The sequence below is a fragment of the Streptomyces muensis genome (assembly GCF_021474425.1).
Lineage (GTDB): Bacteria > Actinomycetota > Actinomycetes > Streptomycetales > Streptomycetaceae > Streptomyces > Streptomyces muensis.
The window spans coordinates 14,425-31,869 of sequence record NZ_JAKEIP010000085.1; the positions used below are offsets into that span (position 1 = coordinate 14,425).

Below are 17,445 nucleotides of genomic sequence, written 5' to 3' on the forward strand. Positions count from 1 at the left end.
CTGCGTGCGGTGCTCGCTCATCGGCCCCCGTTTCCTTCCTCCGGCTCAGCCGGCTTCTCCAGGTCGATCGTGATCAGTCGTGCCGCGAAGTCCGCGCGTGCGCCGGCCTGCCCCGTGTCCGCCCCTGTGGCGACCGCGCAGGCGAGCCGGTCCTGGAACGAGTGCGTGATCCGCACCAGCCGGCCGACGGCCGTGCCGGCCGTTGCCGCGACTACTCCCGGAGCCCCGCGGGCGGCCGCGAGGCCGTGGATCGAGGTGACACGGCCGGCGTCCGCCGCCATCACGAACCGCACGGCCGCGTGCCGCTCACCTGCCGGGGCGGGTCCGGCGGAGCCGGTGCCGAGCCGGCCGTCTCCTCGGCCGTCGCCGCCGGACGCCGGTGCCGTGTCCTGCCCCGCGGCCCGCGCCACCACCGCGTCCACCAGGTCCGTCCCGGTCACGGCGCGTACCGCGACGGGGATCATGCCCCCGGCCAGTCGTGGGTTGACCTCGATGACCACGGGCCCCTGGGCGGACCAGCGCAGCTCGGTGTGCGCCGCGCCCCAGCCCAGTCCGAGGGCCTTCAGGGCCGACAGCGCCGTGTCGCCGAGCACGGCCGCGGTCTTCGGCGGCACAGGGGCGGGGATGTCGTGCCCGGTCTCCACGAAATGGGGCGGCGGACCGGTGTGTTTGGCGACGACGGTGACTACCCGGTTGTCGAAGGTCTCCACTGAGAACTCCGGCCCATCGACAACTGCCTCGACCAGAACGCGGGACGGCACCGTGTTGCCCCGCTCGTCCGTCCCCCGGCCGAGCAGGTGCCGGGCCCACTCCTCGGTTTCCGCCCGGTCCCCGCACAGTCGTACACCGAGGGAGCCGGAGCCGCTGACAGGTTTGAGCACCACGGGGTGGCCGATCGCCGTGGCGGCCTCGACCGCCTCCGTGACGTCGAAGACGGCCCTCCAGGCCGGTACGGGCACTCCGGCGCCGGCGAGGGCGGCACGCTGCATCGCCTTGTCGCGGCACCGGGCGATCGCGTCCCCGTCGGGCCCGGGAAGTCCGAGCTTGGCCGCCGCGCGTGCCGCGTCCGCCACGAAGTACTCCGAGCTGGACGTGATGCCGGCCAGTCCGGCGTCCTCGGCCAGGGAGCCGCAGGTGGCGACCACGGCCGCCAGATCGCCGGTGTCTAGCACCCGGGTGTCGACGGCGTCCTCGGCGACGTACGGATACCGGTCCGGGTCGCGGGTGAGGAGCACCGGCCGCAGCCCTCGGGCACGGGCCGCCCCGCAGAACTCGCGGCCCGTACCCGTGGTGTTGCTCTCCAGAAGGGCGAACCACTGCCCCGTGCCGCTGCTCACCTCGCGTCTCCCGTCCCCTGTCCGGTCACGATGGCGTCGACCGCCGCGTCGAGCTCCCGGTCGGCCCGTTCCAGGCGCGCCCGGCGCTCGGCGTGCCGGTCGATGTGCGCGGCCAGCATGTTCCGCAGCTCGTCCACCACGCGGTCGCAGGAACCCGGGCCGCCGCCCCGGTCGTGGGCGGCGACCGCCTCCGCGAGCGAGGGGATCTCGGTGCTCGCGTCGACGGGCAGGCCGCCCGGCAGTTCGATCTTGGTGAGTTCCGTTTCCCCGTTCTCGATCGCCCGGCGTACGGCCGCGCCCACGACGTGGTGCGCGGTGCGGAACGGAACGCCCTGCCTGACCAGCCTGTTGGCCATCACCGTGGCGGTGGTGAACCCCTCCCGGGCCCGCTGTGCCATGCGCGCGGGAACCGGGCGGGCGCCGCTGACGAGGACCTGGGCCAGCAGGACGCTGTCACGGACGGTGGCCAGCGCGGGCCAGGCTCCGCCCACCGCCTCGGTGCCGACCTCGATGGAATTGGTGAATGGTGTCGACTTCATCGCCGAGGCGGAGGCTGTCCAGGCGCCCACGGCGGCTGCGGCCTTGGCCTTGAGGTGTTCCAGGAGGAACGCATTGCGCTTCTGCGGCATGGCGGAACTGCCGCCCACGAGCCGCTCGGGAAACTCGACGAAGCCGAACTCCTGGGTACTCCAAAGCTGCAGGTCGGTGGCGAGCCGGCTCAGCGTCAGCGCCGCACTCGCCGCCGCCGCGAGGGCCCGCAGCAGGGTGTCGCGGGTGGCGACCGCGTCCATGGCGTGCAGGGCCGGCCCGTCGAAGCCGAGCAGGCCGGCGGTGCGTACCGGATCGATGGGCAGGTCCGTCCCGGACACGGCACCCGCCCCCAGGGGGCAGCGGCCCAACTCGTCCACGGGGTGATGCAGTGCGGCCACGTCCCGTTCGAGCGCCGTCGCGATGCCCGCGAGGTAGTAGCCGTAGGTGACGGGCATCGCGGGCTGGAAATGGGTGTAGACGGGCATGACGACGTCTCGGTGCGCACGTGCCCGGGAGAGCAGCACGGCCTGTAGCCGATGGAGCTCGCCGAGCAGGTCGAGCAGGTCGCCGCGCAGGCGCATCGCCGTGATCGTCGCCTTGATGTCGTTGCGGGAGCGGCCGGTGTGCAGTTTGCCGCCGACGTCGGCGCCGAGTTCCGCGATGAGGTGACTCTCGTACATGAGGTAGAGGCCGCGGGGTGCTTCCCGGCCGCACAACTCCCGGAAGCCGTCGGCGCGCAGGCGCGTGATGGTGCGCAGGAGCGCGGCGGCCGCGGAACGCCCCAGCAGCCCGCACTCGGTGAGCATGACCACGTGCGCCAGGTCGATGGTCGAGGTGTGGTGCAGTTCGCCGCGGATCTCGTCCGGACCGGGCTCGCCGTAGACGACACGCCGGGTACGGGGTCCCAGCGTGCGGACGAGCCGCCCTGTGCCGGTCATGACAGCACTCGGTCGGGCAGGGCCCCACCGGTGCGCGGCACGGTGCCCCGGACCTCTTCATAGGTACGGCGTCCCCAGGCCATCCGGGTCCAGATGTCGCCGGCGTCGGCGGGCGAGTCGACCAGGACCGGTTCCGTGGGCGGATCGGGCAGCAGATGACCGTTCTCCGCGAGCCAGGCGTCGTTGTAGACGGTCGTCTGGTAGCGGTAGCCCTCGTCGGGCAGCATCACGACACACAGTCCGTCTGGGTTCCGCTCGGCCCACCACCGCGCGGCAAGGTAGGCCGCGCCGCTGGTCGGTCCCTGGAAGAGCGCGTGGGTGGCGTGCAGCTTCCTGGTGTACGCGTACGCCTCCGGCGCGGAACACCAGTGCACCTCGTCGAAGACGGAGTGGTCGAGGTTGACGGGCCACAGGCTGTTGCCCAGACCGCGCAGCGCACGCGGCCCGTCGTGCTGGCCGAAGAGCACGCTGCGGTGGCTGTCGACTCCTACGGCGAGCGTGTGCCGGGTCAGTTCGCGCAGTCCCCGGACGGTGCCGCACATCGAGCCGCCCGAACCCACGGGTCCCACGAGGCAGTCCACCGTGCCGAGCGAGCGAGCGATCTGCTCCGCCACCACGCCGTAGGAGCGGGGGTTGTCGGGGTTGCTGTACTGCTCGGGGCAGAAGCTGGACGGCAGTCCGGCCCGGATCTCGGCCAGTCTGCGCAGCCGGGCCTCCTGGAAGCCTCCGACGGGCGAGGGTTCCTGGCAGATCTCCACTCCGGCCCCGAGGTCGGTGAGTCTGCGGTACAGGTTGCCATCGATGGCGGGGTCGCTTACCAGGATCAGCTCCCGCCGCATCAGGGCGGACTGCATCGCCAGCGCCAGGCCGAAGGTCCCGGACGTCGTCTCGACGATCACCGTGTCGACGTCCAGCTCACCCCGCTCCTGGGCACGTTGCAGGATGTACCGGGCCGGCAGCAGCTTCATGAGCGAGAAGACCGCTCCGTACAGATTGGGACCGAGCCTGATCAGGCGCGGCATCATCTGTGCCTCGGTGATCGAGTGGTACGTCGGCGTGATCGCCGTCATGGGGGGCTCCTGAGGTGTCAAGACCGTGGATGGCGCGAGGGGAGGGGCTCTTGCCGCGGTGGCCGGCGCTCGCGGAACCAGCGCGGGACTCGAACCCGCCACGGGGTGTGCCACCGTGGCTCTCGGGGCGTGGGGGCAGCGTTGCGGCATCCGTTGATCAGCCGGCTGATGGTCCACAGGTTCACCGGCGCGCCTCGCGGACGAAGCGGCTGGGGCACCGGGCCTCAGACGCCGGCCGGCGCACGGGTCCGCTGTTCGGAGAGAGCCAGGTAGACGTCGTCCAGGGTCGGCTCGGACAGGGAGATCCCGGTGATGGCCACACCGGCGGCGTCGAGGGCACGGACCACCGCGGCCAGTCCGATGGATCCCTCGACCGCGGCAGTGACGGTGCTTCCGGCGTCGTCGGCGCACGGCTCGAGTCCCGCCGCGCGCAGTGCGGTCAACGCGGCCGCCGTCGTACCGGGGTCCGCGAGGACGGCCCGGACCGTGCTGCTGCCGAGCTGGGCCTTGAGCTGGGCGACCGAGCCGTCGGCGATGCACCTGCCGTGCCCCAGCACGATCACCCGGTCGGCCAACTGCTCGGCCTCCTCCAGATACTGGGTGGTGAGAAGCACCGTTGTCCCGGCCGCCACCATGTCGCGGACGAGGCCCCACAGCGTGTTGCGGCTCACCGGGTCGAGACCTGTGGTCGGTTCGTCGAGGAAGAGGACCTGGGGCTGGCCCACGAAGCTGCTGGCGAGGTCCAGGCGTCGGCGCATGCCTCCTGAATAGGTTGCCGCTGCCCGGTCGGCCGCGTCGGTCAACGCGAACATCTCCAGCAACTGCTCGGCGCGGACTGCGGCCTGGCGTTTGTCCGCGCCGAGCAGCCTTGCCACGAGCAGCAGGTTCCGACGGCCGGAGAGGCTCTCGTCCACCGCCGCGAACTGGCCTGTCAGGCCGATGCGGCGACGTACTGCGCGAGCCTCGCGCAGTACGTCGAATCCCGCTACCCGAGCCGTCCCTTTCGTCGGCGGAAGCACAGTGGCGAGAATACTCACCAGAGTGCTTTTGCCCGCTCCGTTATGACCGAGCAGACAGAGCACTTGCCCTTTTTCAACGCGGAAGCTGATGTGATCCAGTGCCTGTGTGGCACCGAAGGATCTGCCCAGCTCCGTCGCTTCGATCATCACGCTGCTCATCGATGCTGTTCCTCGCAGATAGCGGCCGGGGCACCCTTTTTTCGAGGCAGAAAAATCCTGCAATCCCGACTGCTCGTATCACAAGGAGCGCTACAACAAGCTGCCAGAGAGCTGGGGATTTCCTCATTGCCGAGGGGCGGGTTGACATGTTCTTACCCCGCGAGCTGGCCACTGCCTGAGGACATCAGATCGACCGTTGGGCACAGCAACCCGAGTTCCACGGCCCGGGCGCCGGCCTGAAATCGGGAGCTCGCCCCGAGTTCACGCGTTATTTCCGCTACGTTGCGACGGTAGGTGCGCACGGACACGCCCAGTTCGCGGGCGGCCGCCTCGTCCGTGCGTCCCGAGCTGAGGGCCAGCAGGATGCGTCTGGCGAGTGCGCTGCGCGAGCGGTCGCTCAATCTTCGGTAGTCGTCCAGAGCCGCACTTCCCGACCAGGAGGCGCCGAACAGCGTGCGCAGGTTGCGTAGGACGGCCGTGGCCCGCACCACCGCCGCCTCGCGTACGGCACCGCCGTTGCGGATCCACATCGCCCCGACAACGCTGTCAGCGATCACCATTTCCTGCAGTGAAGCCCTGACGAGCCGCGTCTCGACGCCGGGCGCGCACCTGTCCATATGCTCGAGCAGGTGACGGTTGCGCAGCACGCTGGCCCGGACGAGCAGCTTGACGTCCACGCCGCGCGCGGCCGCCCTGCCCAGCTGAACGATGAGCTGGTGGGTCCCCTCCTCACCCTCACCGGAGAGGGCGACGGCCAGGTGATGCCGGGCGGAAGCAATCATGTGCTCCACGGCCACTCCCACCGTGTCCTCGTCCGGGTCGAGGGAAGCCACCAGTCGCTCCGCGTTCCGATGGCGGTCAACCGCCATCTCGACCAGCTTCCGAGCCTCCAGCAAGGTGCGCTCGATTTCGTCGTTCGAAGGCCCGGCTCCCAGGTACTCCACTAACGGACGCGTATGGGTGGGCACATCGGAATTGAAAGACGTACTGGGCACAGCTCCCCCTGAAGCTTGTCCAATATAAGTCCACGATCAACTTGCTCGAATGCCCACAGGGCGCACCCCCGCTGGATGCAGGGCATTTTTCTTGCAAACGGCCGAAGAAACCCAATTGGCGGGGGGATCAGGGCACACCCGCCGACAGACATTCACGTCACGGATGCAGCGCAACCAATATCCTGCACACTCGCCCTCATTCCCCCGTTGATGGACATAGGCCACAGAACGAACAGCGAGGCCTGCCTCACCAGTACATCCAGCCACCTCTGTCACTCAAGTGGTTCAACAGTAACCAGCACAGACCTGCAATGCAAATAGGTGCCGACGGAAACAATTACGGAAAACCTCATTGCGGCACCTGACACGCCGGATCTCACCAGGTAGCACCGCTATCCGGAATTTACACCTCCGCAAACTCGCCGTCGTACCACGGGAACCTCCGGCCCGCCGCACAGCGGCCGGGCCGAAGGCCGGCACGTCACCGCACGCCCTTCACCACGCGCCCGCGCGAACGGTTGTCAGGACAACGCCCCGTCGTAGTCGGGCAGTTTGAACGTGCGATCCGCGTGCCCTCCGACCAGGTCCGACGTGTTGTTCCCGATATTGGCGATGATGGTGTACCCGTTGGCCTCGATCTCCGCTCGCTTCGCTGTCTTGAACTCGGCCGTGTCCCGGAAGAGATCGCCGATGTTCCGCTGGTACAGGCCCGTCAGCGGATACCCCACGGACTCCAGGTTCGTCTTCGTGACCATCCCGATCAGATCGGGGCGCGCGGTGATGAAGAAGACGGCCGCCCCGCGGTCGTGGGCGTAGCGGGCCAGCTCCAGAGTGGGCTTGACCGCGGGGGTCGGCGGAAACGGATGGAAGTGTGTCTCCAGAGAGGTGTTGTCGATGTCGAGGACGATCGCCAGCTTGCGCACGGTACCGTCCGACAGCCGCTGCACGACGTACCGGCGGGCGCCGTCGACGGCCTCGCTCACGTCTTTCTGCCAGGTGTCGTAGTCCACGGCCGCCGCCTCGGCCTCGGCCGGCTGAACCTGATTCCCCACCTCGGCGTGGGCGTTCGTCGCACCCACCACACCAAGAGTCAGCGCCGCCAAAGCGGCCGCCGCCACCCGCGCCCCCGGCAAAGTCCTGACCATGCGTCCTCCAACTCCGTCGGATGCGGGGGCCGTTCGCCCCCGTCGTGCCGAACCTAGAGGCCGGAAAGGACCTCGTTGTCCCGCGTGACCGCAACCGGAGAACGAGGCCTTCCGCTACGGCGCCAGCGCGGGGCAGCCTCTACACCTTTCCGCCACACAGGCCGATTCGTTGGCAGGTTGCTGCCAAGGAGCCTCACGCGACTCCAAGGGGCACGAGGACCTCTCCGTCCGACACAGGATCCGCTGCCGGGAGGTGTGGGCGTCGGGACCCAGCCAGCAGGTGATGTCGGCAGCAAGCACCAGCCGGCCGTCCGCTGCCCGTGGCAGCGGCGTCAATATCAAGCGGTCCCCCCTGGGGGGACACCTGTGCACGGGAACTGGCCGCCGACCATGTCGTCCTACTGCGCAACGAGCACGCGACACCGCCATTGACGCGCAGCGGGGACATCGCCGCGATCAATGCGCCCCCGACCGTAAAGGACCGCTACCCGACGCTGCTGGCCGACGACGAGACCGTCCCCGACGACAGACTCATCCATGCGGTCATCACTCGCCTCGTCGCTCAAATTTCACCCCGGACATCGAGATCGCGGGCGCGCTCCGTATCTGTCCCTCTCCTAGCTCTCTCGGTGCTCTTCCGTCATATTGCTTAATTCTGTTTAGTTTTATGGGCAAGGTGAGGCACATGGCGGCGGGTCTGCCGTCACCGTACGACGCCGCGTGAGGAAGGCCGATGGAAGTGTCGTGGCCCCCGCGTCTGGGCCTGGGCGACCAGGTGCGGTTCGAGGGTCGGGCTTGGGTGGTAGCCGGTTTCGAGCACGGTTTCGTCCAACTGGCTGATCCGTTGGGCAACATGGCCAGTCCCAGGGTTTCGGAGCTGGTGCTGTCCGCGGACTTCGAGGTTGTGGAGCGCGGCTCCCGTGTGCCTTCAATCGGGGTCCTGCCAGCATCTGATGAGGTCCTCGCTCAAGCCCGGTGGTGGGAACGGCACATCGCGGAGGTGATCAGCGGTCTTCCGCCCGGTTCCGCCCCTGATTCCGTGCCCCGCGCCGAGTACGATCCAGCGCTCCACTCGCTGAGCGAGAGGGAGGCGGCCAAGGCCGCCGAACTTACCGCGGCAGGAGTGCCTGGGGCGTCGGCGCGTACCATTCGGCGCCGACGTCAGCGGTACCAGGCTCAGGGGATTGACGGCCTGGTCGACGGACGTGCGATGCGGAAGCGCGCTCCCGGAGCACATCAGGACCCACGCGTACTGGAGATGCTGCTGACGCTCATGTCGGACGACACCCGGCAGGGGCACACCGCGTCGGCCAACGAATACCGGCGGTTTGTCGGTCGCATGCTGGACACGTTCTACGGCAGCGGCGCCGTGCCGCTGCCGTCACGGTCCACGTTCCAACGGCTGGTGAAGGCGGTCCGGGAGCAGCACGGCGCCGCACTTGGCGTCACCGTGATCGACAAGAAGGGAATCAGGCTCTCCCGGCCTGGCGAGCGCGTACACGTTGGCACCTTCCGACTGGCGCTTCCCGCGCACCTTGCCCGCCCCTCCCTGCGGTCGGTGCAGATCACGGTCGCTGTCGACGAACTGACCTTGACAATCTGCACGTTAATGGTCCACCCGTCCCCTCATAAAGTGGACGGGCCGACTCTGCTGGCCCGTCTGTGCGGTCCACCTGCTGCGCGGACTGTGTCAGGCAGCGGCGAGGAGCGCGAGGTCGGGCCACTGATCCTGCCTGAGTCTCTGGTACTCGACGGGTTGCGGATGCGCCGCGAGCGGGCGTTCCTGGACGGGTGCCGCGCCATGGGCATCCGGGTCGATACACGTCGCCCGGTGAAAAAGGCAGCCCACGAGCACATCACCGGCAGACTCGCCGCTCTTTTCGGCGCTGAGCTGATGGCGTTGACACGGCCACCCGCTCATGACGACAGCTCACTCATCATCTGGCTGCAGGACCGGGCCGAGCGGTGGGCGGAGTCAGTCTGGCGGCACCAGCCCCAGGCGGGGCTGCAGGGGATGGGAGGCCAACGGCACGCCACGCCGTCTTCGGCCTATGAGGCCTGCGTCGCCAGGCTCGGGTGGGTGCATCTTCCCCTGGGCGGGCACGTGGTACGGCGCTTGTTGCCCAGCGTAACCCGTCGGGTGACGGACAGGGGTGTGCTCGTCAAGGGGCACCGCTATGTCTACCCCCGACTCGCCTCCTTGCAGGCAGCCGACCCCGTTGAAGTGCGATTTGACCCGTACGACCCGCGTCAGGTGTGGGTGCGTACCGATACCGAGTCCTGGTTGCAGGTGCCTCTGGCCGGGAACGCGTTGGGACGACTGTCCTCATGGGGCCTCTGGATGAGCCCCGACGCCACGCGCCGCGTTCTGCCGGATGTCCCCGCCCGGAGGCCATCGCCTGCGCTGGACTCGGTCCAGGAGCGGCTGTCGTATCACGCTCAACTTCCCGTTCTCCGCACGCCGTTCCTGCAGGAGGTGCTTCGGCTCGGCGACCGACTCGCCGTGCTGAACCGAAGGCCCGGAGGCGGCAGACAGGGCTTGTTGATCACCGGCCCACCACGCAGTGGAAAGACCACTGCCTTGCGGGAACTCAGCCAGCACGTCCCTCGCATGAGTATCGGTAGCCATCCTCTCGGTCCGGCCGTTTACCTCCGCCTTCATCCCACCGACAGCGACCGGACGGCGCTCCTCCGGCTGGGGAAGCTCGTCGGTCTTCCCCCTTTCCCGCGCAGGACGAGCACCGCCGCCGCCTCCGAGGCGGTGCAGGAGGCTCTGATCGCATCGGAGACCAGCCTGGTCCTGGTGGACGACGCCTTCCCTGAAGCCCCGATTCCCCGGGCATCAAGCCCGGTTGAGACGCTGCGATTCCTGGCCGATCAAGTACCGGCTCTCTTCGTCTACGCCGACGAGGACAGGGAAGAGACCCCGTTCACGCCAGACCAGGGGGCACGTCAAGGACGTCTGGCTCACGTGAGGGCAGCCCCCGTGCCGTATGGGCCGGATTGGGGAGACCTGGTCGAAACCCTCGACAAGGCCCTCCGCCTGCGCCATCACCAGCCCGGCTCCCTGCTCCGGCTGGCGCCAGCACTGCACCACAGGACTGGCGGCTGGGCAGGAGCCCTGGCCCACCTCGTGCGCTCCGCCTCCATCGACGCGATCCTCTCCGGGCGCGAGGAAATCACCGAAAGGGACTTCGACTCCATCACCGTGTGAACGGCTTGGGATCACAACCCCGCAGGATGTGGCAGACAGCCTGAGAGACCAGGTTTGATGAGCAACCCCGGAGCCTGATGACGCTTAAGACTTGCATTCATGCGCCATCGGGGATGTGGCCGTGCCCCTCTGTCTCTCTGTGTCCGTGATAGGCGAGGGGAAGCAGGTCCGTCTGGGCCCAATACCGATCGTGCACCAGCTATCCCCGCCCGGGTCTGACCGTGTCTGTTCTCCTCTGCCATATGGGCAGACGACCTGCCTGACTCGCCTCTACTGTGGCTCCCATGAGTCAGCTCGAAGGCCACCTGCCCTCGGCAGACTGGGTGGCTCAGGACCTGGAGCAGATGCTCCGCGAGTGCGACGCGCTCATCGAGTCCCACGAAGAGCAACTGCGCCGGCTGCGCGAGTCGATCGCCGAGCTTGAGGCGGAGCTCGAGAATGCCCGCGGGAATCGAGACGAGGCCCGCCGTGTCCTGGAAACCCTGCGCGCGGCCGTGCGGGAGGGCCAGCAACTTCGTGCGATTCGAACACAGTCACCAAGTCCGCACCTGCGCGTTGTCCCCGACTCAGGGAACCCGCCGACGCCTCCCGTTGATTCCAAAACCGGTACGCCCAAGAGTCCGCAGCCCCCTCTCGGAAATCCGGTCGTCCTCATCGGGGGAGCGCGATCCGTGATCATTCTGAAGGTGATCTCGACCGACAGCCGGCGGGAATGGAGCGCTCGGGCAGTCACCGAGGCCCTCGGCGAACCCGCCGACGCCGTACGCCGAAACCGCTGCGTTCTGGACAATCTCTGCAAGCGCGGCGTGCTGGCCAAGAGTGAGAGGCCCAACCTCGAGGGCAACGGCAAGAAGGTCTTCTACCGGCTTGCGGCCCCCTGGCAGGCTGCTTGACCCCAAGCCGACGCGGTCTGCAAGTCCGACACTGCAGCTACAACTTCACAGCAAACGACCGCCACCGCGTCTGGCCTCTTGGTTGGTAGCCCTCTGGCCTGGACACGGCGGCGGTCAGCGCCCTTAGGTCGCCGTCCTCGACGCTACCGGCTTCCGGTGGCGCACACCGGGCGTTCGGCCAACTCAACCCTGAAGGGTCGAACAGTCATGCCCAAGCGCTCATTATGTTCGAGGGCGGCGTTCGTCGCGTTCCGCCGTACCCACATCCCGCAGCCGGGCGATCCCCTCAGCCTGCGGCTGCACCCTGCGCCCGCTCTCGTCCTGCGGCCACTCCAGGTGATTGGGCCAGAGCGGTTCACCGAGAGCACCCTCCAGATTCGCCACCGTCAGCAGATCGGGCCACACGACGCCGGCCAGCACGTTGGCGATCACCTGCCGATTGACGTCACTCGCCTGGGCCAGCGCGTTGGCGCTGATCTTCTGGCGCTCCATGGCCTCCGCGAGTGCGCGGGCCACCGCCTGGGCCACCTGCGCCCCGAGATGGCGATCCATCACGGCATACGGCCAAAGGCCGTCGACGACGTATTCGCACGGCTTTTGGGCACGTCGATTTCCTCCAGGCACGTGAACAGTGTGACGGAGCGGCCGACAGGGTGCGCCCCACCCTGGGTCCTGCTATTCAAGTGGCAGGGACGGGTGAGTGTCAACGCCCACGGCCATGCGCCAGCAATCACCGGCTCTTTGAGGAGCAGGGCCTATGAGGAAGGAGCCAGGCGGTGACGCACACCCGCCGGAATGCCACGACGCCAACCGGAAAGCCGCTTCCGACGGACCGGGTCCTCGCTCATGAGCATCTGGCAGTCACCCGGGCTTCCTGTGCGGCCAAAGGGCCTTTCACAGCACGCGATCTCGAGAGCGTCACCGAAGTCCCGGCTCGCCGCTGCGGGCTCGTCCTTGCGTTCGTACGCGCGTACGGGCTTGTCGAGAGCGCTCCGGGGCGGAGCACCTATCGGCCTACCGAGGCGGGGGAAAGAGCGGCCGAAGCCTGGGAGTCAGGCGAGGAGAAGGGCCTCCGGGCGGTGCGCGAGGCGTGGCAGACGTCCTGGTTCGCCAGAGGCGCGAGCAGGCGCCTGGCTCAGGGCCCCGCGCTGCGGATCGGCCTCGTGAGCAAGCTGATGATGCTCTCCAACGCCGACGAGAAGCGGCGCCGCAAGGTGGAAATCCTCGTCGACCTCATGGTGGCCGTCGGCATGCTGCGCCCCGAGGGCGACGGCTACCTGCGCTGGAACGAGAACGCCGCCATCCCGAAGCCGCGCACCCGGTCCCGAACGGCAGCCGCTGGCTCAGTAGCAGCCGGTGTGCCCCTGGATGCCTCGGACGAGAACGCAGAGCGCGAGGGCTCCATCCCCCCACCACGCCCGCACAACGAGGCACCGGCATCCCAGACCACGAACGAGGACCTGATCCGCCTGCTCAGCCCACCGATCCTGCTGGCCGACCTGGCCCGCCTGTCTGCGGAGGACATGGTCTCCCTGCACGGTCACCTCCACGGGCTGGCCGCGATCCTCGCCAAGCTGAGGGGGCCGTCGATGACGTAGGCCGTCGCAAGAACAGCAGGTCCGGCAGCGCCGCATCCCTTGGCCGGGTGGCACTGCCGGACCCCCGCCTCCACCACTGGTGCGCGCGGCACTGCCGCGCGTTCGAGGGGTTTCGGCATGCCCTCGCACAGGGCGAGGGGCAACGCCCACGGTAGCGGGCGCGTGCCCCTTCGCCGCAACACTGCGCCGCGCCGCTGTCCGCGTGGCCGGAAACGGGAAGGTGCCCGTGGCCAGAACAAAGATCAAGAACGCTCTCCTGTCCGTCGCCCGCGTCTGGCGGCAACGCGCCGCAGTCGGCGAACTCAGCCTCGAGACCGTCATCCTCTACACCCAGATCGTCGAACGCCTCATGCGCTTCGCCGAGGCGCAGGGCGTGACGTACCTGGACGACGTCTCCGCCCAGCTCGCCTCGCACTTCATCGATGCGCCTGGTCATGACCGCCATCAGGGCATCATCCTCAACCCGGCCGGTGGCACCCGTCGCCAGCGCCGCTCCGCCCTCGAGGCGCTCTTCGCAGAGGCACGGGCGCTCGGACTGACCAAAGCGGCCCCGCTCGTCGATCTTCCGCCGATTCCCCGGAGCCCCCGCAAGCGCGGAACCGAACTGACCGACCAGGACGTACAGTTGCTCCGCTTCCAAGCGGAACGCGGTATGCCTGCCACTCGCCATGCCGCACTCTTGGCCCTGCTCCTGGCCGGGCTGCACACCGCGGAGATCGCCGCCGCGACAACGGACGACCTCGACCTCACCGAAGCCGAGGTGTGGACAAACGGCGCCACACGAACACGCGGCCGCTGCTGCCGCCTCGACGAGTGGGGTGTACAGGTGCTGTGGCTGCGCCGCACCCACCTCCTGCGCAACACGGAAGCAGGACCACCGCCACGCTTGGTCACTGCGGCTTCATCGGCATACCGCTCACAGGCCAGCGTCTGCTCCGGATTCGGCGACATCGCCCGACGCAGCGGGCTCGCCACCCGTGACCGCAGGATCGAACCCAAGGACGTCACCCGCTACGTCGCCCGCGCCCTCTTCTACGAAACCGGCCAGCTCTCCGAGGTCGCCCGCCGCCTAGGGCTGTCCTCCCTCGACGCCGCCGCCGCGCTCGCCGGCCACCGATGGAACGGCGAGGGCGACGGCGGTGAGGTGGCGTGACCACGACCAAGAAACGCTCCCGTCGAACCAAGGGGAAGACCACCAAGGCCCACGACTGGCTGGTGGGCCCGATCCCCGACGACGTCTTCGGTTCCGCCTCGGACCCCGCGCCTCAGCCAGGCCCACAGGCACCCCCGCTCGCAATCGACGAACGCTTCGAGTACCTCCTGAGCAACCCCGACCTGTTCGAGGCGGTCCGGCAGACACTGCCCGCCCGGGAACCCGGCAGCGTCGGGCGCCCGCCGGGATACCCGCCCTACATCTACTTCATCTTCCTCTGCGCAATTTCTGTCTTCGGCTCGGCCCGCAGCACAGCACGCCATCTCCAACGCGATCTCTGGTGGAACCCGGTGCGCGAAGCCGTACGCAAGCACATGGGGCCCGAGGAAGCAGATTCCCTAAAACAGACCGGCCCCAGCCTGAGTCAATGGAACTACTTCTTCAAGAACCACCTCAAAACGCATATGGCTGCCGTTCGTGACGCAAGCCGGGAACTATGGATCCGCCAAGCTCTCGACATGGGAATGATGGCGGAATCAAGGTCACGCGGAAGCTGGATCCGTCCCGAGCGCGACCAGGTTATCCACGGTGACGCAACAGTTGCCAAACCACCCTCAAAGCAAACCCAGCACGTCACCGTGGACAAAACAACGGGCGAGAAACGGCGCCATCGGGTGGACCCAGATGCCAGCTACACCACCGAAGGCGGGGGCCGGAGAGTTTACGGAAACAAGTTTCTCTCCCTCGCCGTCCGAGTGGCCCGCACCCCCCACAGCCGAGTCATCCTTGCGCTGGAATCCATCCGCCACAAGACGAAAAGCCGCGACCCTGAACGGGAAGACGAAGGCACTGCCGTAGTCCGGCTCATGCATCACCTTCTGAGCAAGGCGCCCGGTGTGCGTGCATTCACGTACGACACCGCCTTGCGTGGTGTCCATCGAGCCCCTTTGATTGCGGACGGAATCGTCGTTTTCACCCGCCAGCACGGCGGGCTGGAGCCTCACTCTCTGCAGCGTTACGAAAAGCGCTACGGAAAAGATGAGAAGTGCAGCCATGACCTCTACACCGCAGAGGGACGGGTTTGCGAGCGCCACTTGACCGTGGACGGCGAGACCTACTACACGCCCCTTGCCGTCGAAGAGCTGGAACGCCGAAAGCAGAAGAAGAGCCGCTTCTATCACCGCCTCGTCATCCCCTGCTCTCGCGGCGACCACGAGTTGCGTATTCGCGTGGATGAAACCAAAGAGGACCGTGAAATCGATCCGTCCAGTAAAAAGCAGCGCTTCAACCGGGCCGAACATCTGAGACAAATCCCACCCAACACACCCGCCGGTCGCCGACTTCTGGGATTCCGGCAGGACAGCGAGTCGAACCATTCCCGCTTCGACCAGGCCTACCCACACGAGCGCGTCCCCGCCTACGGCGCCAACGCCGGCCTGCTGATCTATATCGGCTACGCCTGGGTCAACAACTCCATCACCCGGGCCCTGGGCCAGAGGCCGTTCGGCCTCGCTGCCTGACCTCATCCCCCCGAGGGCTGACGCCCGCCCCGGAGCCTCCCACACCGAAGCCGTCAGCCCGATCTGACCTGCCACCCGCGGCCAAGATGACCAACCTTCCAGCGGTCGCAGCGCCAGCCGCTACACTGTGGGCGGTGGCACAGCTGCAGGCAAGCCCTGCCACCACACCACTGCTGGGAACGCGTCTGACGCCCGCATCATCTGGGCACTAATTTCAGACACGTTTTCAGACAGATCCCCGCCTTCGTAGCTCAGGGGATAGAGCACCGCTCTCCTAAAGCGGGTGTCGCAGGTTCGAATCCTGCCGGGGGCACAACGCGTTACCGCTCTGACCCGGGTTTCTCCCCGGGGGGCGTTTACTCGGCCTCGGGCTCCTCGTCCGGGGCCGTTTGCGTGAGCGGTGCGTGCTATGACTCACTCCACGTCCGTACGACAGCACAACAGCCGCACGGACGACCATTCCGCGCCATCGTCACTTTCGTTTCTCCGGTGGAACGCGTGGCGATCGGCATCGCGGGGGAAACCGCGATGCCGATCGCCACGGGTGTGTGGCTTTCGTGCTGGATCGGCGTCGTGGCAGGTCAGCCCGCCGTCTGCTGGATCGGTTCCGGAGAGGCCGTCCGGCGGCGACGGGCGGCGAGGCCGAGTGCGGCGGTGGCGACGGCGCCGGCGAGGGCGAGTACGCCCAGGGCGTTCGCCAGGGTGCCGGCGGCGGAGGTGAGCGCGAGGACCACGAGCGGGCAGATGAACTGGCCGAGGAAGAAGGAGCCCGTCCACAGGCCGGTGCCGCGACCGCGGTCGGCGTAGTGGAGCTTGGCCATGGCGAGGGTGAGCAGGCTCGGCAGCATGATGCCGCTGCCGAGGCAGTTGATCACGGCACCGATGGTGAGTACGACGGGGTCGGGGGCGAGCCAGATCACCGCGAAGCCGAGGGCGCTCAGGCCGAAGGCGGTGGGCAGCCAGGCTCGCGGGCTGCGGCCGGCCTTGGTGAAGACGACGGCGCCGATCACGACCGCGGCGCTGGAGCCTGCTGTGGCCAGTCCGATCACGCCGGGGTCGGTCACATCCATGTCGTTCAGGAGGAACGCCATCTCCACCTGGACGGTGTAGAAGAGGACGGCGCCGAAGAGGGTCAGCGCGCAGGTGCCGGCCAGCGGACGCCAGGGGAAGGGCCGCTTGGCCATCGGTTCCGAGGCGGTGGGGGAGGGCTCGTCCGCGAGGTCGGCCGGTCGGGGCCGGGGCAGGAAGGCGGCCATGGCCGGGGCGAGCAGCAGGCTCACGGCGTAGGCCCAGAACGGTGCGCGCCAGCCGGCCGATCCGGCCGCGCCGCCCAGCACGAAGAAGGCCGTCGCGGAGATCGAGGCGCACATCGTCTGCATCGCGAGGTAGCGGTCGCGTTGCCGGCCGGAGTAGTAGTCGCCGATCAGCGTGGTGCTGCAGGTCATGATGGCGGCTTCGGCGACACCGACGAGGGCGCGGCTGGCGACGATGGCGCCGAGGGAGTCCAGCCACAGGGGGGCGGTGCCGAGGATCGCGTACAGCACGGTCGAGACGATGAGCAGGCGTTTGCGGCCGAGCCGGTCGACGAGGACGCCGGCGAAGGGGGCCAGCAGTGCCAGGGAGAGGGCGGGGATGGTCAGGGCCATGGGGACGAGCGCGTCGACGCCCGGCACGTCGGCGAAGTGGTCCTGCATCTGCGGCAGGACGGGGGCGATGAGCACGGCGCCCAGGATGGGCAGACAGGCACCGGCCATCAGCAGCGTGAGGCGAAGCCGGTGGCCGGGGCCGGACACGGTCTGCTCGGGCGGGGCGTCCGCGACAGCCGCGGGAGGCGGGGACGAGAGCGGGGGCATGGGTGCAGGCATGCGGGAAC

The 17,445-nt window shown here is 68.3% G+C and carries 13 protein-coding genes and 1 tRNA gene; 6 read left to right on the plus strand and 8 right to left on the minus strand.

Features of this window, described 5'->3' with window-relative positions:
• Window positions 1–17: 17 nt before the first annotated feature.
• The 6 genes from L0P92_RS20995 to L0P92_RS21020 form a co-directional block, all read right to left on the minus strand.
• Window positions 18–1,337: an ATP-grasp domain-containing protein gene (locus tag L0P92_RS20995; protein WP_234764339.1), complete on the minus strand. Its 1,320-nt coding sequence runs from the start codon at window positions 1,335–1,337 to the stop codon at window positions 18–20.
• A complete protein-coding gene (gene argH, locus L0P92_RS21000; protein WP_234764340.1) occupies window positions 1,334–2,806 on the minus strand; it encodes an argininosuccinate lyase in 1,473 nt (490 codons plus the stop codon). The genes L0P92_RS20995 and argH overlap by 4 nt, the downstream gene beginning before the upstream one ends.
• The gene (locus L0P92_RS21005; protein WP_234764341.1) at window positions 2,803–3,876 is read right to left on the minus strand and encodes a cysteine synthase family protein; all 1,074 of its coding nucleotides are present in this window, start codon (window positions 3,874–3,876) and stop codon (window positions 2,803–2,805) included. The genes argH and L0P92_RS21005 overlap by 4 nt, the downstream gene beginning before the upstream one ends.
• Window positions 3,877–4,100: 224 nt before the next feature.
• Window positions 4,101–5,054 (minus strand): ATP-binding cassette domain-containing protein, encoded by a 954-nt coding sequence (locus tag L0P92_RS21010; protein ID WP_234764351.1) that lies wholly within the window; start codon window positions 5,052–5,054, stop codon window positions 4,101–4,103.
• A 152-nt stretch (window positions 5,055–5,206) separates the two neighbouring features.
• Entirely contained in the window at window positions 5,207–5,998 is a 792-nt protein-coding gene (locus L0P92_RS21015) for a hypothetical protein (RefSeq protein WP_234764342.1), read from the minus strand.
• 572 nt (window positions 5,999–6,570) lie between these two features.
• Window positions 6,571–7,194, minus strand: coding sequence for an HAD family acid phosphatase (locus L0P92_RS21020; protein ID WP_234764343.1), 624 nt, complete (start codon window positions 7,192–7,194; stop codon window positions 6,571–6,573).
• Between the two features lie 1,258 nt (window positions 7,195–8,452).
• Here L0P92_RS21020 and L0P92_RS21025 point away from each other — a divergent pair.
• Both L0P92_RS21025 and L0P92_RS21030 read left to right on the plus strand, forming a co-directional pair.
• Entirely contained in the window at window positions 8,453–10,408 is a 1,956-nt protein-coding gene (locus tag L0P92_RS21025) for a Mu transposase C-terminal domain-containing protein (protein WP_234764344.1), read from the plus strand.
• 284 nt (window positions 10,409–10,692) lie between these two features.
• Window positions 10,693–11,301, plus strand: a complete 609-nt coding sequence (locus L0P92_RS21030; protein WP_234764345.1) for a hypothetical protein — start codon at window positions 10,693–10,695, stop codon at window positions 11,299–11,301.
• 222 nt (window positions 11,302–11,523) lie between these two features.
• Here the strand turns inward: L0P92_RS21030 and L0P92_RS21035 are convergent, their stop codons facing one another.
• Window positions 11,524–11,853 (minus strand): helix-turn-helix domain-containing protein, encoded by a 330-nt coding sequence (locus L0P92_RS21035; protein WP_234764346.1) that lies wholly within the window; start codon window positions 11,851–11,853, stop codon window positions 11,524–11,526.
• 611 nt (window positions 11,854–12,464) lie between these two features.
• Here L0P92_RS21035 and L0P92_RS21040 point away from each other — a divergent pair.
• The 4 genes from L0P92_RS21040 to L0P92_RS21055 all read left to right on the plus strand — a co-directional run bounded on the left by L0P92_RS21040 (window position 12,465) and on the right by L0P92_RS21055 (window position 15,885).
• The gene (locus tag L0P92_RS21040) at window positions 12,465–12,899 is read left to right on the plus strand and encodes a hypothetical protein (RefSeq protein ID WP_234764347.1); all 435 of its coding nucleotides are present in this window, start codon (window positions 12,465–12,467) and stop codon (window positions 12,897–12,899) included.
• A 226-nt stretch (window positions 12,900–13,125) separates the two neighbouring features.
• Window positions 13,126–14,052: a hypothetical protein gene (locus tag L0P92_RS21045; protein WP_234764348.1), complete on the plus strand. Its 927-nt coding sequence runs from the start codon at window positions 13,126–13,128 to the stop codon at window positions 14,050–14,052.
• Window positions 14,049–15,572 carry a hypothetical protein gene (locus tag L0P92_RS21050; RefSeq protein WP_234764349.1) on the plus strand — a complete coding sequence of 508 codons (1,524 nt, stop codon included), beginning with the start codon at window positions 14,049–14,051 and terminating at the stop codon, window positions 15,570–15,572. The genes L0P92_RS21045 and L0P92_RS21050 overlap by 4 nt, the downstream gene beginning before the upstream one ends.
• 240 nt (window positions 15,573–15,812) lie before the next feature.
• Window positions 15,813–15,885, plus strand: a tRNA-Arg gene (locus L0P92_RS21055).
• Between the two features lie 268 nt (window positions 15,886–16,153).
• Here the strand turns inward: L0P92_RS21055 and L0P92_RS21060 are convergent.
• Entirely contained in the window at window positions 16,154–17,437 is a 1,284-nt protein-coding gene (locus L0P92_RS21060) for an MFS transporter (RefSeq protein ID WP_234764352.1), read from the minus strand.
• Between the last annotated feature and the right edge of the window lie 8 nt (window positions 17,438–17,445).

Excerpts from the sequence above, each read along its gene's own strand:
- L0P92_RS21005 (WP_234764341.1), bottom strand. The coding sequence starts at position 3,876 with ATGACGGCGATCACGCCGACGTACCACTCGATCACCGAGGCACAGATG.
- argH (WP_234764340.1), bottom strand. The coding sequence starts at position 2,806 with ATGACCGGCACAGGGCGGCTCGTCCGCACGCTGGGACCCCGTACCCGG.
- L0P92_RS21035 (WP_234764346.1), bottom strand. The coding sequence starts at position 11,853 with ATGGATCGCCATCTCGGGGCGCAGGTGGCCCAGGCGGTGGCCCGCGCA.
- L0P92_RS21025 (WP_234764344.1), top strand. The coding sequence starts at position 8,453 with ATGCTGCTGACGCTCATGTCGGACGACACCCGGCAGGGGCACACCGCG.
- L0P92_RS21010 (WP_234764351.1), bottom strand. The coding sequence starts at position 5,054 with ATGAGCAGCGTGATGATCGAAGCGACGGAGCTGGGCAGATCCTTCGGT.
- L0P92_RS21020 (WP_234764343.1), bottom strand. The coding sequence starts at position 7,194 with ATGGTCAGGACTTTGCCGGGGGCGCGGGTGGCGGCGGCCGCTTTGGCG.
- L0P92_RS21060 (WP_234764352.1), bottom strand. The coding sequence starts at position 17,437 with ATGCCTGCACCCATGCCCCCGCTCTCGTCCCCGCCTCCCGCGGCTGTC.
- L0P92_RS21030 (WP_234764345.1), top strand. The coding sequence starts at position 10,693 with ATGAGTCAGCTCGAAGGCCACCTGCCCTCGGCAGACTGGGTGGCTCAG.